At 59.3% G+C, this 25,183-nt stretch carries 25 protein-coding genes, 2 tRNA genes and 1 pseudogene; 7 read left to right on the top strand and 21 right to left on the bottom strand.

Translation table 11 applies throughout. The features are described 5' to 3' along the window. Nucleotides 1-33: 33 nt before the first annotated feature. Complete coding sequence (gene nrdF, locus HWX44_RS04490; RefSeq protein ID WP_046647383.1) at nucleotides 34-1,023, bottom strand: class 1b ribonucleoside-diphosphate reductase subunit beta; 990 nt, start codon at nucleotides 1,021-1,023, stop codon at nucleotides 34-36. Nucleotides 1,024-1,146: 123 nt separating this feature from the next. Here nrdF and HWX44_RS04485 point away from each other — a divergent pair, with 123 nt between their 5' ends. Beyond that, nucleotides 1,147-1,836 carry a FadR/GntR family transcriptional regulator gene (locus tag HWX44_RS04485; protein ID WP_070700736.1) on the top strand — a complete coding sequence of 230 codons (690 nt, stop codon included), beginning with the start codon at nucleotides 1,147-1,149 and terminating at the stop codon, nucleotides 1,834-1,836. On the opposite strand, the gene nrdE is transcribed toward HWX44_RS04485, so the two are convergent. From nrdE to HWX44_RS04460, 5 genes are all read right to left on the bottom strand, one after another. Then, nucleotides 1,833-3,995, bottom strand: coding sequence for a class 1b ribonucleoside-diphosphate reductase subunit alpha (gene nrdE, locus HWX44_RS04480; protein ID WP_175973366.1), 2,163 nt, complete (start codon nucleotides 3,993-3,995; stop codon nucleotides 1,833-1,835). The two genes, HWX44_RS04485 and nrdE, sit on opposite strands and share 4 nt — an antisense overlap. Before the next feature lie 63 nt (nucleotides 3,996-4,058). After that, the gene (nrdI, locus tag HWX44_RS04475) at nucleotides 4,059-4,484 is read right to left on the bottom strand and encodes a class Ib ribonucleoside-diphosphate reductase assembly flavoprotein NrdI (protein WP_175973364.1); all 426 of its coding nucleotides are present in this window, start codon (nucleotides 4,482-4,484) and stop codon (nucleotides 4,059-4,061) included. A 9-nt stretch (nucleotides 4,485-4,493) separates the two neighbouring features. Further along, nucleotides 4,494-4,733: a glutaredoxin-like protein NrdH gene (nrdH, locus tag HWX44_RS04470; RefSeq protein ID WP_175973362.1), complete on the bottom strand. Its 240-nt coding sequence runs from the start codon at nucleotides 4,731-4,733 to the stop codon at nucleotides 4,494-4,496. A gap of 405 nt (nucleotides 4,734-5,138) precedes the next feature. Beyond that, nucleotides 5,139-5,261, bottom strand: coding sequence for a type B 50S ribosomal protein L36 (ykgO, locus tag HWX44_RS04465; protein WP_003847162.1), 123 nt, complete (start codon nucleotides 5,259-5,261; stop codon nucleotides 5,139-5,141). Nucleotides 5,262-5,384: 123 nt separating this feature from the next. After that, on the bottom strand, nucleotides 5,385-6,713 hold the full coding sequence (locus tag HWX44_RS04460; RefSeq protein WP_175973360.1) for a sugar porter family MFS transporter: 1,329 nt from the start codon (nucleotides 6,711-6,713) through the stop codon (nucleotides 5,385-5,387). 27 nt (nucleotides 6,714-6,740) lie between these two features. Here HWX44_RS04460 and nadE point away from each other — a divergent pair, with 27 nt between their 5' ends. Next, nucleotides 6,741-7,565, top strand: coding sequence for an ammonia-dependent NAD(+) synthetase (nadE, locus tag HWX44_RS04455; RefSeq protein ID WP_175973358.1), 825 nt, complete (start codon nucleotides 6,741-6,743; stop codon nucleotides 7,563-7,565). A 16-nt stretch (nucleotides 7,566-7,581) separates the two neighbouring features. On the opposite strand, the gene HWX44_RS04450 is transcribed toward nadE, so the two are convergent. The 6 genes from HWX44_RS04450 to HWX44_RS04425 form a co-directional block, all read right to left on the bottom strand. After that, a complete protein-coding gene (locus tag HWX44_RS04450; RefSeq protein ID WP_175973587.1) occupies nucleotides 7,582-8,307 on the bottom strand; it encodes a fructosamine kinase family protein in 726 nt (241 codons plus the stop codon). Between the two features lie 689 nt (nucleotides 8,308-8,996). After that, complete coding sequence (locus HWX44_RS13565; RefSeq protein ID WP_246819876.1) at nucleotides 8,997-9,362, bottom strand: hypothetical protein; 366 nt, start codon at nucleotides 9,360-9,362, stop codon at nucleotides 8,997-8,999. A 48-nt stretch (nucleotides 9,363-9,410) separates the two neighbouring features. Beyond that, on the bottom strand, nucleotides 9,411-10,214 hold the full coding sequence (locus HWX44_RS04440) for an ABC transporter ATP-binding protein (protein WP_175973356.1): 804 nt from the start codon (nucleotides 10,212-10,214) through the stop codon (nucleotides 9,411-9,413). Then, on the bottom strand, nucleotides 10,211-11,290 hold the full coding sequence (locus HWX44_RS04435; RefSeq protein ID WP_046647392.1) for a FecCD family ABC transporter permease: 1,080 nt from the start codon (nucleotides 11,288-11,290) through the stop codon (nucleotides 10,211-10,213). Before HWX44_RS04435 ends, HWX44_RS04440 begins: the two co-directional genes overlap by 4 nt. 5 nt (nucleotides 11,291-11,295) lie before the next feature. Further along, nucleotides 11,296-12,306, bottom strand: coding sequence for a FecCD family ABC transporter permease (locus HWX44_RS04430; protein ID WP_232751619.1), 1,011 nt, complete (start codon nucleotides 12,304-12,306; stop codon nucleotides 11,296-11,298). A gap of 45 nt (nucleotides 12,307-12,351) precedes the next feature. Further along, nucleotides 12,352-13,317: an ABC transporter substrate-binding protein gene (locus HWX44_RS04425; protein ID WP_049155214.1), complete on the bottom strand. Its 966-nt coding sequence runs from the start codon at nucleotides 13,315-13,317 to the stop codon at nucleotides 12,352-12,354. A 193-nt stretch (nucleotides 13,318-13,510) separates the two neighbouring features. On the opposite strand from HWX44_RS04425, the gene HWX44_RS04420 reads away from it, so the two are divergent. Further along, complete coding sequence (locus HWX44_RS04420; protein WP_254868105.1) at nucleotides 13,511-13,813, top strand: cupin; 303 nt, start codon at nucleotides 13,511-13,513, stop codon at nucleotides 13,811-13,813. An 82-nt stretch (nucleotides 13,814-13,895) separates the two neighbouring features. Here the strand turns inward: HWX44_RS04420 and HWX44_RS04415 are convergent. The 7 genes and pseudogenes from HWX44_RS04415 to pgm all read right to left on the bottom strand — a co-directional run bounded on the left by HWX44_RS04415 (nucleotide 13,896) and on the right by pgm (nucleotide 18,501). After that, nucleotides 13,896-14,691: pseudogene (locus HWX44_RS04415) on the bottom strand (methyltransferase domain-containing protein). A 175-nt stretch (nucleotides 14,692-14,866) separates the two neighbouring features. Further along, nucleotides 14,867-14,939 (bottom strand) — tRNA-Ala (locus tag HWX44_RS04410). A 22-nt stretch (nucleotides 14,940-14,961) separates the two neighbouring features. After that, nucleotides 14,962-15,034 (bottom strand) — tRNA-Ala (locus tag HWX44_RS04405). Nucleotides 15,035-15,119: 85 nt separating this feature from the next. Next, nucleotides 15,120-15,872: a DsbA family protein gene (locus HWX44_RS04400; RefSeq protein ID WP_158395856.1), complete on the bottom strand. Its 753-nt coding sequence runs from the start codon at nucleotides 15,870-15,872 to the stop codon at nucleotides 15,120-15,122. A gap of 57 nt (nucleotides 15,873-15,929) precedes the next feature. Continuing rightward, nucleotides 15,930-16,397: a MauE/DoxX family redox-associated membrane protein gene (locus tag HWX44_RS04395; protein ID WP_070516121.1), complete on the bottom strand. Its 468-nt coding sequence runs from the start codon at nucleotides 16,395-16,397 to the stop codon at nucleotides 15,930-15,932. 17 nt (nucleotides 16,398-16,414) lie between these two features. Next, nucleotides 16,415-16,876, bottom strand: a complete 462-nt coding sequence (locus HWX44_RS04390) for a MauE/DoxX family redox-associated membrane protein (RefSeq protein ID WP_070510600.1) — start codon at nucleotides 16,874-16,876, stop codon at nucleotides 16,415-16,417. A gap of 23 nt (nucleotides 16,877-16,899) precedes the next feature. Further along, nucleotides 16,900-18,501, bottom strand: coding sequence for a phosphoglucomutase (alpha-D-glucose-1,6-bisphosphate-dependent) (pgm, locus tag HWX44_RS04385; protein WP_175973354.1), 1,602 nt, complete (start codon nucleotides 18,499-18,501; stop codon nucleotides 16,900-16,902). A gap of 83 nt (nucleotides 18,502-18,584) precedes the next feature. On the opposite strand from pgm, the gene HWX44_RS04380 reads away from it, so the two are divergent. Together HWX44_RS04380 and HWX44_RS04375 are read left to right on the top strand one after the other, a co-directional pair. Continuing rightward, nucleotides 18,585-18,902, top strand: a complete 318-nt coding sequence (locus HWX44_RS04380) for a fluoride efflux transporter family protein (RefSeq protein ID WP_070516125.1) — start codon at nucleotides 18,585-18,587, stop codon at nucleotides 18,900-18,902. Beyond that, nucleotides 18,899-19,258 (top strand): fluoride efflux transporter FluC, encoded by a 360-nt coding sequence (locus tag HWX44_RS04375; RefSeq protein WP_175973352.1) that lies wholly within the window; start codon nucleotides 18,899-18,901, stop codon nucleotides 19,256-19,258. The genes HWX44_RS04380 and HWX44_RS04375 overlap by 4 nt, the downstream gene beginning before the upstream one ends. Before the next feature lie 37 nt (nucleotides 19,259-19,295). Here HWX44_RS04375 and HWX44_RS04370 read toward each other — a convergent pair whose 3' ends face one another. Both HWX44_RS04370 and HWX44_RS04365 read right to left on the bottom strand, forming a co-directional pair. Further along, on the bottom strand, nucleotides 19,296-21,842 hold the full coding sequence (locus HWX44_RS04370) for an ABC transporter permease (protein WP_175973351.1): 2,547 nt from the start codon (nucleotides 21,840-21,842) through the stop codon (nucleotides 19,296-19,298). A 3-nt stretch (nucleotides 21,843-21,845) separates the two neighbouring features. Continuing rightward, entirely contained in the window at nucleotides 21,846-22,586 is a 741-nt protein-coding gene (locus HWX44_RS04365) for an ABC transporter ATP-binding protein (RefSeq protein ID WP_070510608.1), read from the bottom strand. Between the two features lie 93 nt (nucleotides 22,587-22,679). On the opposite strand from HWX44_RS04365, the gene HWX44_RS04360 reads away from it, so the two are divergent. Then, a complete protein-coding gene (locus HWX44_RS04360) occupies nucleotides 22,680-23,528 on the top strand; it encodes a phytoene/squalene synthase family protein (protein WP_070547169.1) in 849 nt (282 codons plus the stop codon). Between the two features lie 2 nt (nucleotides 23,529-23,530). After that, nucleotides 23,531-25,045 (top strand): phytoene desaturase family protein, encoded by a 1,515-nt coding sequence (crtI, locus tag HWX44_RS04355; protein ID WP_046647406.1) that lies wholly within the window; start codon nucleotides 23,531-23,533, stop codon nucleotides 25,043-25,045. The last annotated feature ends 138 nt before the right edge of the window (nucleotides 25,046-25,183 follow it).

The raw sequence follows: 25,183 nt of genomic DNA, 5'->3' as shown, positions 1-25,183 counted from the left end.
GCGGTACGGCGACAGGTAAATGCGAGGAACTAGCTAGAAGTCCCAGTCATCATCGGTCGTTTCCTCCGCCTTACCAATGACATAGGAGGAGCCGGAGCCGGAGAAGAAGTCGTGGTTCTCGTCCGCGTTCGGGGACAGCGAGGACAGGATGGCCGGAGACACGCGGGTCTCATCAGCCGGGAACAGCCCCTCGAAGCCGAGGTTATTCAGTGCCTTGTTGGCGTTGTAGCGCAGGAAGCGCTTCACATCCTCGGTCCAGCCCAGCTCGTCATACAGATCCTCTGTGTAGTCGATCTCGTTCTCATAGAGGTCGTAGAGCAGGTCGAAGGCGTAGCCCTTCATCTCTTCCTGCTCCGGCCCCGACAGCTTCTTGTACCCCTGCTGGAACTTGTAGCCGATGTAATAGCCGTGGACGGCCTCATCACGGATGATCAGGCGAATGATATCAGCGGTGTTCGTCAGCTTCGCGCGCGAAGAGAAGTGCATTGGCAGGAAGAAACCAGAGTAGAAGAGGAAGGACTCCAACAGCGTGGAGGCGACCTTCTTCTTCAGCGGATTGTCACCCTGGTAGTAGGACATAACAATCTTGGCCTTGCGCTGCAGGTTCTCATTTTCCTCAGACCAACGGAAAGCATCGTTGATCATCGGGGTCGACGCCAGTGTCATGAAGATATTGGAGTAGGACTTCGCGTGCACCGACTCCATGAAGGCGATGTTGGTGTAGACGGCCTCTTCGTGGGGCGTGACGGCGTCGGGAAGCAGCGATACCGCACCCACGGTGCCCTGGATAGTGTCAAGCAACGTCAGGCCAGCGAAGACGCGCATGGTGGTCTCCTGCTCCTTCTCCGTGAGCGTCTTCCAGCTCTGGATGTCGTTGGACACCGGGACCTTCTCTGGGAGCCAGAAGTTGCCGGTTAGACGATCCCACACCTCAAGATCCTTCTCATCTGGAATGGTGTTCCAGTTGATTGCCTTCACCGGAGCCTCGTGGCTGGCGATGTAATCGTCGTACTCGTGAGACACGCACGTCACCTCGTCTTACTAGTTTTTATAAGTCTGGTGCCATCGTACCCGGTAAAACTAGGGGCCAAAATTCCTGCATGTTTTATACTTAAGCCATACTCCCACGACCCCGATTTCGATGGAATGACTGAACCCTCCGCTCCCCTACTCAGCACTGTTTTGGACGCGCTGGGCACTGACATCGTCAGTGGCGCCCTCCCCGCCGGTGAACGTTTTACGCTCAACGACCTCTGCGAGCGCTTCGGTATTTCCCGAACCGTGGCGCGCGAAGCCATGCGCGCACTGGAGCAACTAGGAATGGTCTCTTCCTCGCGCCGCGTCGGCATTACAGTGCTCCCCATCAGCGAATGGGCGGTCTACGATCCCGCTATCATTTCGTGGCGCCTGGGCTCAGAGAAAGCGCGCGATAGCCAGCGCACCTCCCTTAATGATCTGCGCCTCGCCATCGAGCCTGTCGCCGCGGGCTTAGCCGCACAGCATGCCTCCCCTGAAGATAAGGAAGAGATTCTGGAGCTGGCCCAGCGTCTCCAGGTCACACCCACGCGGCGCGTCGGCGAGCACCTCGCCACAGATCTACGATTCCACGCCATGGTCCTCCACGCCTCAGGCAATGAGATGTTCTCAGCGCTGAGCCCCTATCTGCTGTCCATGGTGCGCGGGCGTTCACTCTATGGTTCCCGCAAGCGAAACCCGACGGCCGGTACCGCCCAGCTCCACCTCGATTTGGCGGAAGCCATCGTCCGAGGCGACTCACCTGGGGCAGAAAAAATCGCACGCGCCATCTTGCTTGAGGCGCGTGCGAATAAGGATTAGAGCATGCAGGAAACGCAGCCCTCAACCTCGGTTCCCTCCAGAGCCATCTGGCGCAGGCGGATGTAGTAGAGGGTCTTAATACCCTTGCGCCACGCGTAAATCTGGGCGCGGTTGATATCGCGGGTAGTGGCGGTGTCCTTGAAGAACAGCGTCAGCGACAGACCTTGATCAACGTACTTCGTAGCCTCGGCGTAGGTGTCGATGATCTTCTCGTAGCCGATCTCGTAGGAGTCCTTGAAGTACTCCAGGTTGTCGTTGTCCATGTGCGGCGCCGGATAGTAGACGCGGCCGATCTTGCCTTCCTTACGAATCTCGATCTTGGACGCGATCGGGTGGATCGAGGAGGTCGAGTTATTGATATAGGAAATCGAGCCCGTCGGCGGCACCGCCTGCAGGTTGCGGTTGTAAATGCCATGCTTGGCGACGTCCGCCTTCAGCTCCGCCCACTCCTCTACCGACGGGGTGTGGATCGACGACTTAGCGAAGAGCTCCTTGACCTTCTCCGTGCAGGGAGCAAAGTCGGCCGGGTCGTAGCGGTCGAAGAATTCGCCGCTCGCGTATTCAGACTCCGGGAACTCCGTGAAGTACTCGCCTCGTTCACGCGCCAGCTTGTTAGATGCGCGCAGCGCAGCGTACATGATCGCCGCAAAGTAGGAATTGGTGAAATCGAGGCCCTCTTCCGATCCGTACTCGATGTGCTCGCGACCGAGGTAGCCGTGAAGGTTCATCTGCCCAAGGCCAATGGCGTGGGAATCATCGTTGCCCTTGCGCACGGAGGGCACGGAGTTGATGGAAGTCTTGTCTGCCACAGCGGTCAATCCGCGGATGGCCGTTTCCACCGTGAGGGCGAAGTCCGGAGAATCCATGGTCGCGGCGATGTTGAGGGATCCAAGGTTGCAGGAAATGTCGCTGCCCAAGGTCTTGTAGGTGAGGTCCTCGTTGAGCTCCGACGGGGAGTTCACCTGCAGAATCTCCGAGCAGAGGTTCGACATGTTGATGCGCCCAGTCTTGACCGGGTTGGCACGGTTCACGGTGTCCTCGAACATGATGTACGGGTATCCGGACTCGAACTGTAGCTCCGCGACGGTCTGGAAGAAGTGGCGAGCGTTGATCTTCTTCTTGCGAATACGCGGATCCTCGACCATCTCTTCGTAGTGCTCAGTGACGGAAATATCGCCGAAGGCCTTACCGTAGACGCGCTCAACATCGTACGGGCTGAACAGGTACATGTCGTCGTTGTTCTTTGCCAACTCGAATGTAATATCCGGGATCACGATGCCGAGCGAGAGAGTCTTGATACGGATCTTCTCATCCGCGTTCTCACGCTTGGTGTCGAGGAAGTTCATGATGTCTGGGTGATGCGCGTTGAGGTAGACCGCACCAGCTCCCTGGCGAGCGCCCAGCTGGTTGGCGTAGGAGAAGGAATCCTCGAGCAGCTTCATTACGGGGATGACGCCGGAAGACTGGTTCTCGATGTGCTTGATGGGTGCACCAGACTCGCGGATATTGGACAGCAGCAGAGCGACGCCGCCACCGCGCTTGGACAGCTGCAGAGCAGAGTTAATGGAGCGGCCGATCGACTCCATGTTGTCCTCGATGCGCAACAGGAAACACGACACCAGCTCGCCGCGCTGTGCCTTGCCGGCGTTGAGGAACGTCGGGGTGGCCGGCTGGAAGCGGCCGGTCATGATCTCATCGACGAGGCGCTCCGCCAGCTTCGTGTCGCCGTCAGCCAGGAACAAGGCAGTCATGGATACACGGTCCTCAAAGCGCTCAAGGTAGCGGCGGCCGTCGAAAGTCTTCAGCGTGTAGGAGGTGTAGTACTTGTAGGCACCCAGGAAGGTCTTAAAGCGGAACTTAAAGGCGTAGGCGCGCTTAAACAGGGACTTGATGAACTCAAAGTCATACTGCTCGATCAGTTCCGGCTCGTAGTACTTGTTTTCTACCAGGTAGCGCATCTTTTCTTCCAAGTCATGGAAGTAGACGGTGTTCTGGTTGACGTGCTGGAGGAAGAACTGGTTCGCGGCCTCGCGGTCCTTGTCGAACTGAATCTTGCCGTTTTCGTCATACAGGTTCAGCAGGGCGTTGAGCGCATGGTAGTCCAGCTGCTCTTCCGGCTTCACAGGTTCAGCGACGGTCTTACCCAGTTGCGTGGTCACGACTTTCACGGGCCTTTCTTTGCTATGGCGAAATGGAGAGATGGGTTGGTAGGAATTAAGGCCTTAGGCGGCTAAACCTAAAGCGGCCGCGTTGGCCAAGAGGCCTTCACGGCAAATTGTGACATCTTCCTCGGTTCCGAGAAGTTCGAAGCGGTACACATAAGGAACCTTACACTTGGCGGCGATGACGTCGCCGGCCTTGCCAAAGTCACTGCCGAAGTTGCTGTTACCTCCGGCCACGACGGCACGAATGAAACTGCGGTTGTGTTCGTCATTCAGGAAACGAATGACTTGCTTGGGGACAGGCCGCGTGTTCCGCCCGCTCATCGATGCCCCTCCCCCATACGTCGGACAAATCAAGACGTAGGGCTCATTCACGGTGAGGGGCTCATCACTGAGGCGCAGCGGGATGCGGACGCTGGGAAGGCCGAGCTTCTCGACGAAGCGGTGGGTGCTTTCCGTAGCGGAAGAGAAATACACGACCAACATGGTTTTGCCCTAGGCGCTCGCCGCCATCGCAGAGAGTTCCTTGATGCGGTCAGGACGGAAGCCAGACCAGTGCTCACCGTGCGCCTCAACGACCGGTGCTTGGACGTAACCCAGAGCCATCACGTAGTCGCGGGCATCATCATCCAGGGAGATATCCACCGTCTCGTATTTGAGGCCAGCACGGTCGAGGGCCTTCTTGGTGGCGTTGCACTGGACACAAGCTGGCTTGGTGTAGAGGGTGATGCTCATGTGACGTTCCTTTAGCTTCCTTCGGCACTACACGCGGAGTGACTGTTGAATTCGATACGAGCAGAGCGTTCAGCGGCTCTGCATGCGAGCTCTGAGCGGTGATGTAGGGCCGCCGCCCGAGCAACATCAACGACACTATACTTTGTGCCCGCACCCCGCAACTAACACAAGATGTAGTAGTTACATGGCTGGTATTCCCAGGATGTAACCCGACCCATGTTGACCACCGCCGCGGCCGCGCAGATATTCCTGCACGTTACAAACGTTCACTCAGTTTGTGACAAAGTCCACAAAAGGGAGCAGGCCACTCTGCGACGCCTCCCCCGACCCCAGCCGACGAAGGGAGGCATAAAAAAATCCGCCGCCCCCACAACGCGGGGACGGCGGACCAAGGACACTTGTTTCTTAGCCCTGGCGAGCCTTGAAGCGCGGATCCTTCTTGTTGATCACGAAGACCTTACCGTGGCGGCGAATAACCTGGGCGCCCGGCTTCTTCTTCAGCGACCGAAGCGACTTGCGAACCTTCATCGGGCGCTCCTTTCGTTATGCGCAATCTTGATGCGATTGATTAGTTCAAAGCACAGCCGGGTAGACACCCAGCAATGACACGAGGAAAAATATTACCCCACGCGCGCGTCATAACCAAAACACTCAGCGTTCGGAGTAGCGGGAACGAAGTTGTTGGGCAACATCCTCGAGGCTCTCCCCCGCCGTTTCCGGAACGAGTGCGCGGGTATACCCCACCGCGACAAGTCCTAACACTGCGAAGATTCCAAAGGCCAGCGAGCCACCGAGCCACTCGACCACCGGCAAGAAGAACTGCGCCACCGCCCAGTTACTCACCCACAACGCCAGCCCGGCGATTCCCATGCCCAAGCCGCGAACTTCGGGCGGCACAATTTCTGACATGAGCAGCCACGTGGCCGGGGAGACCGCCGCCTGCTGGAAGGCAATGAACGCCGCCATACACGTCAGCGCCAGCATGGCCAGCGGCGTGGAATCATAGGCGAAGTGATAAGCCACAGCGAGGACCACGAGCGAAACGACGTTGCCGCTTAATCCTGCTAGCAACAACCGGCGGCGCCCCAGTCGGTCGATCACGCGCATGCCCACTAGGCAGGCCGCGACGGACACCACACCAATCACCATCGACGTATACACCGAGTTGGTGGTGGAGATACCCACCTGGTTCATCATCGTGGGTGCGAAGTACACGATGGCGTTAACACCCGTAATCTGCTGGGTCAGGCCCATGAGCATGGCAAGCGCGATAGCCCAGCGCATCCAGCGGTGGCGTCGCAAAGCCCGCCATTCACCCGTGTTCGGCCGCGCGCTATGTTCCAACTCCGCTCCCCTCGCGCCAACCCGAGCGCTGACTGCAGCAGCTTCGCGCGTTCGACCTCGTGACGCGAGCCAGGCCGGGGTATCGGGCAGGAAGACCATGCCGAGCGCCAGCGCCGCGCCCGGGACCGCCGCCAGCCCGAGCATCCAATGCCAGCTACCGCTTGCAGCCAACAGCGAGTTCACCCCGTACGCAAGCAGCTGCCCGACGACGATCATGAGTGTGTTGAGGGAGACCATCCGGCCCCGCACAGCCGCCGGGGTGATTTCGGAGATGTACATCGGGGAGACGATGGACACCGCGCCCACTGCCACGCCGAGGAATGTGCGGGCGGTAGCAAGTTCCGCAGCTGAGTTTGCAAGCGCACACCACACGGAACCAGCCACGAAGATGAGTCCGCCGACAATGAGGGTTCGACGCCGCCCGATTACGCTCGCCACACGCCCAGCTGCCAGCGCACCGACTGCCGCGCCAACCAACAGCATCGAGGTCACGAGCCCTTCCTCATGAGCAGACATACCGAATTCCGGCCCCACAAAGAGGAGGGCGCCAGACATCACTCCGGTGTCGTATCCAAAGAGCAGTCCTCCCAGGGCGGCTACGCCTGCGACCATCATGACGTAAGTATCTTTGTTCACGGGTTCCTATTGTCGCAGGCGGCTACCATGGTCGTCATGTCACATGAATCCACAGACCTCCAGCACGACATCATCAAGGCCCTCGGCGTAAAACCCCGTATCGATCCAGCAGAAGAGGTTGAGCGCCGCGTCGCTTTCTTGGTGGACTACCTACGCACCACCGGTGCTAAGGGCTTTGTCCTGGGCATCTCCGGCGGCCAGGACTCCACCCTGGCCGGACGCTTGGCGCAGTTGGCGGTGGACCGCGTCGACGGCGCGCATTTCTGGGCCGTACGCCTTCCCCACGGAGTGCAGGCCGACGAGGATGACGCACAGACCGCTCTGGACTTCATCGAGCCTGACTACTCCCTCACCGTCAACATTGCCGAGGCCACCGCAGCTCTCGACGGCGCCGTTGCTAGCGCCCTGCAACAGGACTCTCTGGGTGACTTCAATCGCGGCAACCTCAAGGCACGTTTGCGCATGGCCGCGCAGTACGCGCTGGCCGGCGAGGTCGGTGCGTTGGTCATCGGCACCGACCACGCTGCCGAAAACGTCACAGCTTTCTTTACCAAGTGGGGCGATGGCGCTGCCGACATCCTGCCTCTCGCCGGGATCAACAAGCGCCAGGGCGCTCAACTCCTGAAACATCTCGGCGCACCGGATTCCACGTGGAAGAAGGTACCAACTGCCGACTTGGAGGATAACCGCCCATTGCTCTCTGATGAAGAAGCGCTCGGCGTCACCTACACCCACATCGATGACTACCTCGAGGGCAAGAACGTGCCTGACGACGCCTGCGAGCGCATCGAAACCCTCTGGCGCCGCGGCGCCCATAAGCGCGCCATGCCGCTAGGCCCCACTAGTGCCTAACGCCTCACAAGGAAGACTATCCGCCCAACGCTTCGAGCGTGGCACGTGCGGCCCGCTCGAGCGGTACATAATACGCGGGACCATGCGTCATCGAATGAACCGCCAGCGGGTGTAGTTGATGCACCGGCACCCACTGGTGATACTCCTCCCCCACCCCATAACCACGCAGTATCTCGCCATAGTACGGCGTGCCAAATAGCTCCAGCATGGCCAAATCCGTCCACGGGTGTCCGCCGTGTGCGGCTGGGTCGATCATCACGGCCGACGAGGCAGTAAACAATACGTTTCCTGCCCACAGGTCGCCATGAATTCGCGCCGGTTTCACGTCCCACTCAACGGCTTTTATAGCCTCGCATGCTTGTCGAACTATCCCCTGTAGCTCTTGAGGCAGTCCTCCTATAAAAGGCGACACCCGCTGCTCGGCGTAGAACTCGCCCCAGGATTCGCATGGTTCGCAGCGTTGTTCCACGCGTCCAATGAAGTTCGCGCCCTCCCAGCCCGCCGGCGGCGCGCCGAAAGCGGGCGCTCCTGCTTCATGGACCGTACGGAGCGCAGCACCAAAAGCGCGGGCAGCGAGGGCACTCGGTCGCGACTGCTCAACCCGCCGAGTGCTAATAGATGTGGGAGTGACTTCGGCGACGTCCACGACGACGTCGCCATGCGCCTGCGCCAGCCATCTCAACCCAGCAGCCTCGGCACCAGCTTGATCAGGACGGGACACGGTCTTGGTGAAAACATCCATGTTCCCAGCATAGGAAAAGGCCGGCTCCATAACAGAGACGGCCACTGGTGGACCTAACGGGATTCCATCGGTTTCTAAATATTACCCCTTGCCTAGCTGGCATTATACCTAATTAACCTGCAGTTATATTAGGTAATTTCTAACATCATTACGTCATTATATGACACAAAACGGCGCTAGAGTTCCCCGAAGCTTCCCCAATATGCAGAACGAAAACGAAAAGAAAAAGGCCCGAAGTATAAGCCCCATCGTTCGTGGGAGCGAATTGAGCAACGCGGAAAAAATAGGTGGCGTGCCAGTTTCAAACACCAAGGCATTTTGCACAGAGCACCGATCACCTTTAAAGAAAAGAAGGACGCCGAAAGTTGGTTAAACACCAATAAGGCAGACATCGATAAGGCAGAGGCATCGGGGATTAAATGGATCTCCCCCGCTGAAAAAGAGAAGCTAGAGCTGACAAACAGCACAACCGTGGAACAGCTAATAGACCTTTGGCTAAACGAGAGCGACAGCATTACAAAAGAGAGCACTAGGCAATTCCATCGCCGCCGGATGACAGCCTTCTCCTTGAAATCAACGGAATACCTTCTAGGCATAGTTCAATCCTTCCTTAGCTGAGGAACTAAACCCAGGACGCTTCACACACTCGATTAAGCTGCCCTTGATCAAATAGGCGTTTCACCAGGTCTTCAAGCGTGGACTTCCGCTTGGATTGAATCGTCAATGAACTCGCGGATGCCGTGCACCTTTCCCCTTCCACTTGTATCCGACGAGTCCATGCACTGGAGGACGCTGGAATTATTCGGGGTTACGTTGCCCTGTTTGTTCCCACAAAGGTCGGCAAAGGATTTACCGCCTATGCCAGAGTTTGGCTCACCAGCCAGGACCTTGAGACTGTTGAGCGATTCATTCAAGAGAGTCAGCCACTTCCAGAAGCCGTGGAATGCCACCTCATGGCTGGTGAATGCGATGTCATGCTGTGAATAGTGGCGGCCGATCTCACCGCTTATCGTCAATTTCAGATCGACCATCTCACCCGCATCGATTGCGTCCACAACGCGAAAACTGAGGTGCACATGGAACAGGTAAAATTAACGTCAGAATTATCTGTTTGAACTTGATACTTGGTGGCTCCACGTTGGGATCATCAACGGTGCTCCAGACTCTGGGTCAGCGATGATCTTAGAATCCACACCAAATACGGTGCGCACGAGCTCTTCAGTAATAACGGTTGCAGGATCGCCGGTGGCTACAACTTCGCCGTCTTTCATGGCGATGATGTGATCGGCGTAGCGCGCTGCCTGGTTCAAGTCATGCAATACGGCGACCAGTGTGTAGTCCCGTTTCCGGTTGAGCATGCGGCAAAGTTCCAGCAGCTCAATCTGGTAGCTGACGTCTAAGAATGTGGTAGGTTCATCGAGAAGCAAGATTGGCGTCTGCTGCGCCAACGCCACCGCCATCCAGACGCGTTGGCGTTGACCGCCCGAGAGTTCATCGACAAGCCTGCCTGAAAGCTCCCTAATTCCGGTTGCCTCCATGGCCTCTTTCACCGCCTGCTCATCCTCGGGCGACCAAGGCTTGAACAAACTCTGGTGCGGGTAGCGTCCTCGTGAGACCAGATCGATGACGCGAATGCCGTCCGGGGCAACCGGGCCTTGCGGCAGAAGACCCACTTCACGCGCTACTTCTTTGGTGGGCTTTTTGTGCAAAGACTGCCCGTCTAAAAGAATCTTCCCCTCTTGCGGCGCAATCAAACGGGTCAAGCTCTTGAGCAAAGTGGACTTGCCGCAGGCATTGGGGCCAACGATGACCGTGAACTGGCTATCTGGAATCTGAAGATCCACGCCTGGGCAGATAACTTTGTCGCCGTATCCAAGCTGGGCGTTTTCTACTAGAAGTCGTGTCATTTGCGTCGGCCTTCTCTCATGAGCAACCACAGGAAGTACACGCCACCGATGGATACGGTGACAATACCTACTGGGAGCGGGGATTCAGGGTCAATTCTTTGGGCAACCGTATCGGCGAGTATTAACAGGAAAGACCCCACGGCTGCGGTGGGGGCCAGCGCCAGGCCATCAACGTGTACCAGGCGACGGGCAATCTGGGGCGAGGCCAGCGCGATGAAGGAAATCGGCCCGGCGGTGGCAGTTGCCAGCGCCGTTAATCCGATGCCGGCAACAACTGCCAATAGTTGCACCCTGCGGACGTTTTGCCCCAGCGCAACCGCGAAAGGAATACCAATCTGCATCAAACGCATCGGGCGCGCCAGCAGTGCTGCCATCAGGATGAACACGGCAGAACCACAAAATGCCAGCAGCAGCGAATTCCAGGAGGTGCCGGAGAGATTTCCCGCGCCCCACAAACTCGCCATGATGGCATCTTCCACCGTGGCAGTGAGCAAAATCCACACGTTGACCGAGGCCAGCATGGCGCTGACAGCAATGCCAACGATGATAAGACGCACGCCACCAGCGAATCCGCGCTTGGAGGCAAGGAAGAACACCACCATCGCGGTAGCGATACCTCCAGTGAGAGCCCCCAACAACGTAGCGGTGGTGCCACCGCCGAGAATCAACATGACGATGAGCGCGCCAGTGTAGGAACCGGTCTGAAAACCAATCACATCCGGTGAGCCCAATGGATTCGCGGTGAGGTTTTGAAAGATAGCTCCACTCATGGCCAGTGTTGCGCCCAGCAGGATTGCCAGAAGCGTGCGCGGTGCGCGCCATTCCACCACAATCATGTTGGTGTAGGAATCACCGTTGCCGGTCAACGCCTGGAACGCTTCACCAACGGTGATGGATGCAGAACCATCAACCAAGGAGTACACCGCAATCAGCGCAGTCGCCAATAAGAGTCCACCTGTGACGACAGCTGTGCGCACCCCGATAAGCATCACCGGGCGTTCTTTGGGACCGATGCGGAAAATCTTTCGCCCGAATTCAAGCTCTTGCTTCGTATCCGGATTCGTTGTGTGAACCATCGCGCTTAAACCTCCGGAATGCGGTACTTACGCACCATGTAAATCAACAGCGGTGCGCCAACGAATGCAGTTACTACTCCCACGGGCACTTCCCCAGCAGTAATCACGCGACCTATAACATCACTCACGCCCAAAACCGCTGGGGCCAAGACGATTGAATAGGCCATAATCCACCCTTGATGTGGGCCCACGATCATGCGGGATAGATGTGGTGCCAACAGCCCAATAAATCCGATGGGCCCCGCCGCCGCAGTAGCGCCACCGGCTAGCAGTGCAATTGCTACCAATACCACCAGCCTGGTTCTTTGCGGGTGCGCGCCCATAGCAACCGATGCCGCTTCACCCAGTGAAAGCACATCCAATGCGCGAGTGCTGGCCAGCGCAATAAGCAAGCCTACCAAGATAAATGGGGTGATGGACAAGGTAGCATCGAGAGGCTGCGATGCTGTGGTGCCCGCTGACCAGCCACGCATGCGTTCCAAAACTTCTGAATTGGTCAGCAACACCGCGGATGCAAAACCGCCCAGCACCGCCCCCAATGCCACACCGGACAAGGTCATGCGCACCGGACTGCCACGCAATGGACCACTGTTGCCAATGGCGAAGACCACCGCCGAGGTCACAATCGCACCAGCAAAAGACCACCACATGTACTGGGAGATATCTGTAACCCCAAAAAATGCCAGGCCAACAACCACCATGAGAGAAGCACCCGCATTAACGCCCAAAATCCCCGGGTCCGTCATTGGGTTTCTGGTCACAGCCTGCATCAAACCACCCGCGACCCCCAACGCACTACCGGCAACCAACACCAAGAAAGTACGTGGAACGCGAGACTGCCAGACCACCTGCGATACCGGATCCGCCGGATCCGGGTTAATCAGATAATGAAAAATATCCGACGGTGGAATGCTGCGTGAGCCCACCATCATGCTCAACACCAGCGCACCGGCACATAAGACCGCAATGATAATGAAACCAATGAGCCGGTTGGCCTGAGCAACTGGCCTTTCCACAGCCTTCGGGGCTGTGGAGGTGGTGGAACTTGCTGGCATAAAAGACTAGCTCACCTTGTCGTAGGTCTCTACCTTGTCTGCAAGATCCTGCAGCCAATCGGCATAGTTACGGCTGGTCAACGCACCCTTGGAAGACCACGTGGATACCTGGTCTGCCTGGACAGCTGGAAGGTTGTCCCACAGCTCCGCAGTAAATGGCGCCTCTGGGTCATAGTTTTCTACCAAGATGACATCAGCAGGGTAGGTCGAAGCATCTTCCCACGCCACTCGACCCCACGGGTTTCCTTCCGCTGGTGTGTCTGGGCCTGCGATGTTTGCGCCAAGTTCTTCCAGCATGTCCGCCTGCGGGAAGCCCACGCCGGTATAGAGCATTTCCTTGGTTGGGCTGGTCAGCAGGAAGTTGTAATCCTTGCCGTCTACTGCTGCGGTGAACGCTTCCTTGGCCGCTGCGAAGTCTCCATCTGCCGCCACGATGTTGTCAGCTTCTACGTCTGCGCCGAAGAACTCTGCAATCTCGCGGGTATCCGCAATCCTTTGATCAATAGAGCCTTCCGATGGCAGCGGCACGAAAGGCGCAACGCGCTGCAACTGAGCGTTGACGTCTTCATCGAACCAAGACCAACCCTTCGCGTTACCGTTGCCGATGATGGCATCCGGGCGCAGTTCAGCCAGCTTTTCCAGATCGATCTCAGCATCTTGGCCGATGGTCTCAATACCTTCGATGTCAGCATCACCCATCAACGCTGGGTTGTCACACTCAAAACCAAACAACGCATCCGGCTCAATGCCGTACTCGTGCAGAGAGCTATAGGCGTAGCAGTCCATAACGATGGTTTCTGGCTGGTTTTCGAAGTCGATGTTTAGCCCCTCAATACTGGGGTGGGACAGAGTCAGCTGCTCACCGTCGCCAGCCGCTGCATCTTCCCCCGAGGCTTCTTCCCCCGAGGTGGAGCACGCCGCAAGAACGAGGGCTGCAGCAGCACTTAAAGCCATCAATGCCGTCTTTTTCACTTGTTATTTCCTTTGCTGGGAATAGGGATCAATTAACCATGGCAAATATACACCACTTGAGTAGGGTTGCCTAACTTTCAATAGGTAGGACTATTCATTTTAAGGATTGATATACCAAAGGTATAGACTCGACACTAGACGGTCAACCTTTTACACCTGGCATCGCTTAGCGCAGTTCAATCCCCTCTAACATTTGGAAGAGATTTCGAAAATGGCAGAGACACCAAGCGTCAGCGTTAATTTAAAAGCGCTGGCTGAAGAACTGCTAAATAAGGCGGCTGGGACAGAAAGCGGGCGTGCAACCCACGTGTTCCGCGCAGTGCCTGGTGGTTCCCTTTTACAGGTCTTGCTTGTCCTGAACGACGGCAAGGAATTGTCTAAGCACGAGAACCCTGGCGAGGCACTCTTGCACGTATTGAGCGGAAAAGTTCGGCTTACCGCAGACGACGATTCACTAGAGTTGAGCGCCGATGAGCATGCTGTGGTGCCTCAGTAGCGTCATGGACTGCTCTCCTTGGAAGACTCAGCAATCCTGCTGACCGTAGTGCGCAATCGCGCCTAGATAGCGTTCCAGCTTCCTAACGCTCTGGCTTCGTTGCCACGATTGCCACGGCGTTGAGGTGCTCGCTGTGCGTGTTGAAGGTTTTTCGCATCTGCAGCACCCGCTTGCGGGCATCGGAGTTATTCCGAAGGTTCTTCACAAAGCACAGCGTGCCTAAGAATCCTTCATCGGAAAGAATTCGACGCGGCTGCAGCAAAGCCATCGGCGCGGTCTCAACCTTGGCGGCTTTAAAAAGCCATTAGCCTCAAACACTGCCGTCCATTCGCCCAAGGTCAGCGGACACGCGTTCACCCTAATTGCGCGCGCAAGGCTTTGGCGGATTTCATCCTTCACCCCATCTGCTAGTTCTTCAGGAACTAGCCCCAGTTCGTGAATGGCGTACCGCCCACCCGGACGTAGGATGCGCGCAGCCTCTGCAACGATTGCATTCTTAGCCTTCTCACCCTGCATGGTGAGCATCGCTTCCCAATCACAAGGTCAGCCGACTCATCGGCCAGTCCAGTTTCAGCGGCGTCGGCCTCAATTAGCTTTGCACGCAGGCCAAAGACGCGGCGCACTGCAGCCACAGCATCCGGATCACTATCCGCACCTGTATAACTCGAAGGCGTGAGCTCAAGAATCCTACCCGGCGTGCGCCCAAGACTAGGCGCTGGTTCAACTACATCAACGTTCGGAATTCCGGATAGTTCGAGCAATTCATCTGTTAGTCTGCGCCCGCCGAGGCAAAGGACTCACTTTCCCAATTTGGCCAAAAGCCAGTGGCCTTGCATGGATTCATCCGCACGTGATGTGCCGATCATTTGTTCACTCATGAGGACCTGATTGCCCTCCCCAATGAATCAGTCCGGTTTTACCAGTTCGTCGACCACGTCCCCGGCACTCAACCTTGGATTTCACCTGGCTTTAAACACAGTCATAACCAGACGTCAACAAAGAATTCCCCAGACAAAAATAAAACCCTCTGACCAGTGGAAAGAGGGTATAAAGTGGAGCTAACGGGATTCGAACCCGTGACCCCCACACTGCCAGTGTGGTGCGCTACCAACTGCGCCATAGCCCCAAGGCGGTATTGAATTATGAAGTGGAGCTAACGGGATTCGAACCCGTGACCCCCACACTGCCAGTGTGGTGCGCTACCAACTGCGCCATAGCCCCTCATACGAGGTGCAACCTTCACGATTGCAACTCGTATCAATATATCCGCTCCCCATTCACTCACCAAATCGCGAGTTGGGACGCCTTATTTAGTGACGATGTCGACCCATTCCATGATGGACGTGTTCTGGTCTTCCGGAATATCCTTGCCATCCTGGATGATTCGCGGCGAGGAAACCTGGCCGGTTTCGCTCTCCAGCTTTTCGTAGTTCGAGGTCACCAGCGGGTTTCCTTCACCAACCGGGGCTTCCTCAATGGCCTTCACCGTGGCATCATCTGCGCCCAGTTCCTTGGCAGCAGCAGCGAAGTCTTCCATCTCCCACTTGTTGTACACCTTGGACTGATTCTCCATGAGGTACTTACGCAGGTTCCAGTAGAGCTTGGCGTCACCGGTCTTTGCTACCTGCTCCATCGCAGCAGCGGCCTTGGAGGAGTGGCCCGTGTTGGACTTGATGCTCTCCAAGCCGTTCGGGCTGCCGTCGAGGAAGTTGAGGGTGCGCACGTGCACGACGAGCTCGCCCGCATCAATCGCATCCTTCATCTGCTCGTCGGTTTCCTTCGCCAGGTCACCACAGTGCGGGCAGGAGTAGTCCTCGTACAGGTCTACTTCGGTTGCGTCCTTTGCTGCATCCGCGGACTTGAGGGTTACCGCATTGTCCGCGTAGGAAATCTCCATGGAGACGTCCTCTGCGGCGTAGTCTCCCAGCGCATCGGTCTGTGCACCTCGCCCTTGGTAGACGATGTATCCGATGACCACGGCAATAATAACCAGCAGAACAGCGAGGCCCCAGACGAATCCACTATTGCCTTTGGAGTTGGGGTCTTTGACTGTACTCATTAAACAACCTTGCCTTTATGACTTAAGTTCGAACAGATGAAAGCCTACACACCAGTGTTAAGGGTGCAATGCAAACTTGGTGAAAGGACGCTTGATCGTCCACACCATTAAGACAGAATAGAAGACATCTCGCAGAAGTGTCATCATGTAATTCATCACTTGCGCGTCTTCATCAGGGCTCACGGAGAAGCAACCGCAATCAATTCCAAGTCCCCGCGCCCACGCCTGCGCGATGCCGATCATGAACAGCACCAGAACTATTTGCCCAACCCACGCCGATGGTCGCAAAAACAGCCCCAGCAATAGCAGCAGGCCGCCACAGATCTCCAGCGGTCCAATCAGGTAGGACAAGTAGTGCGACCACTCAGGGGTAAAGATTTCATATGCCTTGATGCTTTGCGACACCGCGAGCTGATCCGTTAGCTTCGACGCCCCCGCCTTGATCCATACATAAGCCATATAGAATCGCGCGAATGCACTAATGATGTCGAGCACGAGAGGTGCGCTGATTTTGGTTTTGGTCACGGAGTTAGCCTAACAATCTACGGGTGCAGGGCATAGCGGCGGTAGGGGCGGCGGATGGTCCAGACGGTGAGGGCGAGGAAGAAAGCGTCGCGAAGCAGCGTCAGTGCGTAGTTCATGCCCTGACTTACGTCGGCGGGGTCGTAGCCAAAACACCCGCAATCGATGACGAGCCCCCGCGCCCACGCCTGCGCGATGCCCACCATGAACAGGACCAAGACCACTGCAGCGACTGCCGACGCCTCCCTCAAGAACAGCCCCAACAACAGCAGCACCCCACCCATGAGTTCCAGGGGCCCGATGAGGTAGGCCAAGTATCCGGACCACTCCGGGGTAAAGATGCCATAGGCCTCAATGGCCTGGGTCATCTCCATCCGGGCATCCAGTTTCTGTATGCCGGCGATAATCCACACGGCGGCCATTCCCCAGCGCGCGAGCGCGCTGATGAGGTCAGGCACCGATATGGATTGTGGAGATGTCATAAACCACTAGCCTAGCCGCAGAACTAACCTCCGAGAACCTGTGACACCAGCGCCTGTGCTTCTTCCTGCACCTGCTTGAGGTGCTCTTCGCCACGGAAGCTCTCGGCGTAAATCTTGTACTTATCCTCCGTGCCGGACGGGCGCGCGGCAACCCACGCGTTCTCCGTCGTCACCTTGAGGCCGCCGATCGCCGCGCCGTTGCCCGGCGCCTCGGTGAGCTTGGCGACGATCTCCTCGCCCGCCAGCTCCGTAGCCGTCACCTGCTCCGGGGAGAGCTTCTTCAGGATGGCCTCGTTCACGGTAGTGCATCGGTCGCGCATACCGGCGCCCGTCTCCGCCAGTTCCGCGTAGCGCTGCGACGGGGTCTTACCCGTCACCGCCAGGATCTCCGCGGCCAACAAGTCCAAGATGATGCCGTCCTTGTCGGTGGACCACACCGTACCGTCGAAGCGCAGGAAGGAAGCACCGGCGGATTCTTCGCCGCCGAAGCCGAGGGAGCCGTCGACAAGCCCCGGCACAAACCACTTAAAGCCCACCGGCACCTCCACGAGCTCACGCCCCAGGCTGGCCACGACGCGGTCGATCATGGAAGAAGACACCAAGGTCTTGCCCACGCCGGCGTTACCCCACTGGGGGCGGTGGCTAAACAGGTACTCGATGGCCACCGCGAGGTAGTGGTTCGGGTTCATCAGGCCCGCGTCCGGCGTAACAATGCCGTGGCGGTCCGCGTCGGCGTCGTTGCCCGTGGCCAGGTCGTGCTTGGAACGGTTATCCACCAGTGACGCCATGGCATCCGGGGAGGAGCAGTCCATGCGGATCTTGCCGTCGGTATCCAACGTCATGAAGCGGAAGGTGCCGTCGACGTCGGGGTTCACCACGGTCATGTTCAGCTCGTAGTGCTCAGCAATTGCCGCCCAGTAGTCCACCGAGGCGCCGCCCATCGGGTCCGCTCCGATGCGCACGCCGGCGTCCTTGATGGCCGCCATGTCCACGACGTTGGCCAAATCGGACACATAGGAGTCGAGGTAATTGTGCTTGACGCAGCGCGCATCGAGCACGCCGTCAACCGGTACGCGCTTCACACCGTCGAGCCCGGCGCGCAGGTAGTCGTTAGCCTTTGCCGCAATCCAGTCGGTGGCATCGGTGTCCGTTGGACCGCCCGTTGGCGGGTTGTACTTGAATCCACCATCGCGCGGCGGGTTGTGGGAGGGGGTAATCACGATGCCGTCGGCGCCCGGGTTGGTCAGGATGGCGTGGGAGACGGCCGGGGTCGGGGTGTAGCGGCCGCGGTCATCCACCCGAACCTCCAGTTCATTGGCTAGGAGGACCTCGAGGGCGGAGACCATGGCGGGTTCGGACAGGGCGTGAGTATCACGGCCGATGAAGATGGCGCCCGTGGTGCCCTGCTCGGCGCGGTAGTCCACGATGGCCTGGGTGATGGCCAGGATGTGGGCCTCGTTGAAGGCGGTGTCCAAGGCGGAGCCGCGGTGCCCAGAGGTGCCGAAGGAAACCTGCTGGTCAGGGTTATCGGCGTCGGGGGTGCGGGTGTAATACGCGGTGACCAACTCCGCGATATCGATGAGATCCGAAGGCTGGGCTAGTTGGCCAGCGCGCTCGTGTGCCATGGTGGTTTCCTCCTTGGGGATGTGGATGTACCTTAAGCTTGCCTGCTTCACGACGTTTTCGCATCCCAACTAGGATGGTGCCTATGCCACAGATCCTTCTTGTGGGCTGCGGGACCGCGCTCGGGGCGCTGGCCCGCTTCGGCCTTTCTTCGCTTCTCGGGGGCGGCGCGCTGCCGCTGTTGCTCATCAACGTTGTTGGCAGCGCTGTGATGGGCTATGCCAAGCCGCCCGCATTCTGGGGCACGGGTTTCTTGGGTGGGTTCACCAGCTTTGCCGCGTTTGCGTATCTCACTTCAGGTTTCGGGCCGGCGCAGGCGGGGGCATATGTCCTGGCAACGGTCCTGGGCTGCACCGTGGCGTACCTGGTCGGTGACCGTCTCCAGGCTCGGAGGCGCGCATGATGCTCTCCATCTTGGCCGTGCTCGTCGGCGGTTTTGTGGGCGGTTGCGGGCGCTACCTGTTAACCCGCATCCTGCCCTCCCCCACGTGTACCTTCGCCGCCAACCTCATCGGCTCTGCGGTGGCCGGCGTGACCTATGGCTACGCCACGCACGCGCACACCCCCGAGTTCTTCCTCCCCTTGCTCGCGGCCGGCGTGGCGGGCGGGCTATCAACATGGTCCACGTTGGCCAAAGAGCTCGGCGACATGATTAAGGCCCAGCGCTGGTGGCGCTTGGCACGTTATCTCTTCTGGACCATCGGCCTCGGTATCGTCCTGGCGTGGCGCGGGGCGTGGGTCGGCTCGCTTTTGGCCTAGCCTGCTCACCGCACTCCACGCCCAAGCGCGCGGAGTGTTAGTCAGCGATGGCGTCCAACGGCGGAGTCTTCGCCGCGCGGTGGGCCGGCCACAGGGCGGCTAGCACACCGACGATGCCGGAGCCGACGAGCATGACGACGAGCATCATCCACGGCACCGTCGTGGAGTCGAGGCCCTCGTCCGCAAGCACGGAGATGAAGGACCACCCCATCCCCAGCCCCATGAGGATGCCCATGAGCGCACCGAAGAGAGCAATTTGTACCGATTCCACGGTGATCATCGTGCGAATCTGGCGGCGCTGGGTGCCCACCGCGCGCAGCATACCGATCTCTTGGCGTCGTTCAATCACGCCCAAGGTGAGGGTATTGACGATGCCCAGGATCGCGATGACCACAGCCAACGCCAGCAGCGCGTAAAGGATGGTGAGCATCTGGTCAATCATGCCGGCGGCTTCGCCTGCGTATTCCTCGCCGGTGCGCACCTGCACCACGACGAGGTCCTTGACGGCCTCCTCCAGGTTGGCGCGCAGCTTTTCCTTGTCATAGCCTTCCTCCGCGTTCACGGAGACCACCATGACGTTGAGGCTAGTCGGGTCGACGACCTCCGTTGCCGCGGAGGCGGAGACAGCTAAGCGCGGGAGCATCTGGAAGGGCTCATACGTGCCGAGGAGCTTCACCTGCGTGGTACGAGACGGATCCGGGCCCGCCAGCTCATAACTCTGGCCGACCTCCCAGCCCTGCTCTGCAGCTAGATCGGCTTCGGCGATGAAGCCCGGCTCCTCGCCCGTCTTCAGCGATCCTTCCACCAGGGTGAGGTTAAGGACGTCATCGGCGTTGCCGTCAACCACCTGGCTGATCGCCATCTCCGGGCTGTAGTTCATGGAGGCCTGACCATCGACCTGCAACGGCGCGGTACTCATCGCCACGACCTGCCCGGCGCCCTCGGTATCGCGGGCGCGCTGCGCCGTCTCATTCGGCGTTGGGAAGTTGCCCGATGTCGGACCCGACAGCAGAAAGTCCGCGCGGGCGTCCTGCTCCACGGCATCCGCGACCGAGGTTTTCATCGTCGCGCCAAGCATTCCGATCGAGGTCACCAGCGCCACGCCCAGCATGAGGGCGAAGGCGGTGGCGGCCGTACGGCGCGGGTTCCGCGCCGAGTTCGTCGACGCCAACTTGCCCACCGCACCAAACGGTGCACCAATCACGCGGCCAATCGCCGGAACGATGGGCAGGGAGATGGCCGGTCCAGCCAGGAAGAAGCCGAGGATGAGGTTGAGCGCGCCAAGACCCACGAGGGAGGCACGGATGCCCGTGGAGGCGTCGATAAGCACGCCGAGGACCGCGAAGATAATGCCCGCGACAAGCAACAGTCCACCCAGCACGCTGCGCACGAGGAGCGAAGAACCGGCAGCAGACTCGGTGGTGCGCATGGCTTCCACCGGCTTTACCGCACCCGCGCGGCGCGCCGGCGCCCACGCGGACACGATGGTGACCACCGCGCCCAAGAGCAGCGGCACGACTACTGCGCTGACGCTCAGGCCCAGACCGCCGCCCATGGGCATGTCCTTAGCTTCAAAGACTGCCTTGATGATCGCGACGAGACCCATACCTGCCACCACACCCACGGCAGAGCCGACGAGCCCCACGATGAAGGCCTCCGTCACCACCGAACGCGTGATCTGGCCACGGGAAGCACCGAGCGCACGCAGGAGCGCGAACTCCTTGGTGCGCTGGGCCACGATCATGGAGAAGGTATTCGCGATAATGAACGTGCCCACCAGCAACGCGATGAGGCCAAAGGCGATGAGGAAGTAGTTGACGAATTTCAGAGCAGAGGAAATCTGATCCGACAGCTCATCGGCCAGCTTCTGGCCGGATTCCGCCTCGACCTCGAAGGTGTTGTTGAGGTGCTCCACGAGTGCATCGGCATCGACGCCGTCGGCCGCAGCGACCTTCAGCTGGGAAGAGTCTCCATAGCGCTCAACGAAGGCCTCGTGCTCCATGAGCAACGTCAGACTGGGGCCCTGGTCCACCACAGGCTTGACGACGCCCACGACCTTCACCTCATCGCGCTGGTCCGGGTGCACGACGAGGAGGGTATCGCCGACGTGAATGCCGAACTTCTCGGCTGCGGAATCGTTGATGAGGACTTCGCCGGTCCCGTGGGGCTCGGAGCCGTCGACAAGCGTGGCGGGCCCACCGACGGGTTGATCCTCCGGGTAGTAGGGCTGCACGCTGGACGTGCCCCCGCCGGTCTGGAACGCCTCGGCGTCTTCGTTGGCCACCACGACCGTCTGGCTGCTTTGCATGTTTACCGCGCGAACGTCGGGGTCGGCGGCGATGTCATCGCGCATCTTCTGATCCAGCTTCGGGCCGTTTTCCTTCTGGCTCACGGCCGCATCCACGCCGGTAAATGCTGTCGAGACAGCGGAGTCGAACGTATTCGACAGCGAGTTGGTGAACATGAAGGAGCCCGAGATGAACGCGGTACCCAGCACCACCGCCAGCAGGGTCAGGGCAAGGCGCAGCTTATGCGCGAGAATATTGCGCACGGAGACCGTGCGCATGGTGTTCTTTGTGGCCATGCTCTAGCCCTCGATTTCTGCCATCACGGCGTGGATGGACTCCATGGTCGGATTCATGAGCTCATTAACCAGGCGGCCATCGGCGAGGAAGACCACGCGGTCAGCGTACGAAGCGGCCTTGGCGTCGTGCGTAACGATAACCACGGTCTGCCCATCCTTGTCCACGGCGGTACGCAAAATGTCGAGCACCTCGGCGGAGGAGTTCGAATCCAGGTTGCCGGTGGGCTCATCACCGAAGATGATCTCAGGACGGGAAACCAGGGCGCGCGCACACGCCACGCGCTGCTGCTGGCCGCCGGAGAGCTCGGCCGGGCGGTGGTTCAAGCGGTGGGACAGGCCAAGGCGCGTGGTGACCTCATCAAACCACGCCTTATCGACCTTGTTGCCAGCGATATCGGAAGGCAGCGTGATGTTCTCTGCCGCGGTCAACGTGGGCACCAGGTTGAAGGACTGGAAGATGAAACCCAGGCGGTCGCGGCGCAGGGCGGTAATGTCTTTATCGCTGAGCTGCGACATATCGGTGTCACCGATGAAAGCCGAGCCGGACGTCGCCGAATCGAGGCCCGCCATAGTGTGCATGAGGGTGGATTTGCCGGAGCCCGACGGGCCCATGATGGCGGTAAAGGTATTGCGCGCGAACTCAACGTCGACGTGGTCCAACGCGGTGACTGCGGTATCTCCCTGACCGTATTGTTTGAACAGGTCAACGGCGCGTGCCGCGGCAGTCGTCGTTGGGGTGGTCATGGACGTGTTCTCCTTATAGATGGGGAAAGTAACGTCACTACCCTATCTTGCCCTGGGTAAGTTATGTGACGCGTGTGGTCTAAAATATGCTCCATGCGCGCATCCCTTTCCGCTCTAGAGCATTACGACCGTTGTGCCGAAGCAGCCGCGGCTCAGGTCATGCGCCACTACTCCACCAGTTTTTCCCTGGCCACGCGGCTTCTCTCACCCAGGGTGCGCGTGGATATCCGTAACTTATACGCCATGGTGCGCACGGCCGATGAGATCGTCGACGCGGGGCTTGCTCCCCAGGACGCCGCCGTGCTTCTCGACGCCTACGAGGCCACCGTCCGCGCCGCCCCCTCCCAGCGTTTTCACGCCGACCCCGTGGTGCACGCGTATGCGCTCTCCGCGCGGCGCTGCGGGTTCCAGGACGAGCACATCGCAGAGTTCTTTGCTTCCATGCGCTGCGATCTGACCCAGAGCACGCACACACACGACTCCTTCGAGAACTACGTGTCCGGCTCCGCGGAAGTCATTGGGCTCTTGTGTTTGGATGCTTTCTACGCCGGTCAGGCGCGACCGGCCGGCATCGAGGAAGGCGCGCGGCGCTTGGGCGCGGCGTTTCAGAAGATCAACTTCTTGCGCGATCTGCGCGAGGACTCCGCAGACCTCGGCCGCTCGTATTTTCCAGCGCTGCCCGATCCCACTGGCTTGGACGAGGAGAGGAAGGCTGCCATCATCGCTGATATTCGCGAGGACCTGTCTGTAGCGCAGGGTGCCATCGAGTTGCTGCCGCGCGGCTCCCGCATGGGCGTGGCGGCGGCTACCGCCCTCTTTACTGAGCTCACCGACCAGCTCGAGGCAACCCCCGCCGTCGAGATCCTCACGACAAGGGTGTCGGTATCACCAGCGCGTAAGGCCTTCCTCGTGAGCCGGGCAGCTGCATCGGCGGTGAAATAAACATGGGCAAGCGGGTTGTCGTCATCGGCGCTGGCATCGCGGGGCTTGCCACCGCGGCGTTGATGCTGCGGGAGGGCTGGGACGTGGTCGTCGTCGAGAAGCAGCGTAGCGTCGGCGGGCGGGCGGGAGTCCTAGAAGTCGACGGCTTCCGTTTCGATACGGGGCCTTCGTGGTATCTCATGCCGGAGGCTTTTGATGAGTTTTTCCGGGCCTGTGGGACGAGCACCGAGCGTGAGCTGGACCTCGTCCCCCTCTCGCCTGCGTATCGCGTGTACAACGAGGACGGCGCGTTCCTGGATGTGGAGAGCGGCGTGGAGGAGGTCGCGCACCTATTCGAGTCTATTGAGCCGGGCGCGGGTGAGCGCGTACGGGCGTATTTGGCGCGCTCCTCCGACGTCTACGCGGTGGCGCTGAGCAGCTTTTTGTACACCACGTTTTCGCACCCTACTGAGCTGCTGACACGGGAGGTGCTCACGCGGCTGGGCACGCTCGCAATGCTGCTGACGCGTTCGCTGGACAAGCTGGTAGCGGCGCAGTTTCAGGACTATCGCCTGCGTCAGGTCCTGACCTATCCGGCAGTGTTTTTGTCGACCGAGCCTCAGGCCGCGCCGGCCCTGTATTCCTTGATGAGCCACACCGACCTGGTCGAAGGTGTGCGCTACCCGCAGGGTGGCTTCGCCGCGGTAGTCGCGGCGATTGCGCGCCAAGCAGAGGGTGCAACCTTCCTCATGGGTACCTCGGTGACGGCAATTGAGTGCACGGACGGGCGCACAACTGGCGTGCGGCTGGATGACGGCCGCTTCATTTCTGCAGAGGCCGTGGTGTCGGCGGCGGACCTGCGCCACACCGAAACCGCGTTACTGCCTGAGTCAGCGCGGACCTACCCGGAAAGCTACTTCGCACGGCGCGATCCGGGTTTGGGTACGGTTCTGGTGTTCCTCGGCGTCCGCGGCGAGCTGCCGCAGCTTGAGCACCACACTCTGTTGTTTAGCAAGGACTGGGAGCCCGATTTCCGCGCCGTCTACCACGGCCCGGAGGCCTCGCGTCCGCTCGGTGCTTCGGAGTCTATCTACGTATCCAAGACATCCGCGACGGATCCTGGCGTGGCGCCAGAGGGCTGCGAGAACCTCTTTGTGCTCGTCCCTGTGCCGGCGGAAGAAGCGTTTGGCCACGGAAGTGCCTACAACGACACAGAATCTGCCCGCGTCGCCGCGATTGCTGACGCCGCTATCCACCAGCTAGGCACATGGCTTGGCATTCCGGACTTTGCCGAGCGCATCGTCGTGCGCCGAACGGTGGGGCCCTCTGATTTTGCGCAGCGCTATAACGCGTGGGCAGGTGGAGCGGTGGGGCCTGCACATACGCTGCAGCAGTCCGCGTTCTTCCGTGGGCGCAACGTCTCGCGAAAACTGAAGAACCTGTTCTACGCGGGCGGAACGACCGTGCCGGGCGTGGGAGTGCCAATGTGCCTTATTTCTGCGCACAACGTCCTCACGCGGATGCGTGAACAGCGCTAAACGTTGGGCCCGAGTGCACTCTCAATTCGCGCTGAATTCCCCCAGTGCTGACCCCCGTGACAGAACTTGGTTCTCAGTCCCCACTCCACGGCATGGAATTCACGAAAAGGCCGTGCAGCGCTGCATAGCGTAGTCTGA

Source organism: Corynebacterium sp. Marseille-Q2823, assembly GCF_903645345.1.
Taxonomy (GTDB): Bacteria; Actinomycetota; Actinomycetes; order Mycobacteriales; family Mycobacteriaceae; genus Corynebacterium; species Corynebacterium hiratae.
Note: the sequence above shows the minus strand (reverse complement) of the source record. Positions and strands in the feature narration are given on the sequence as shown.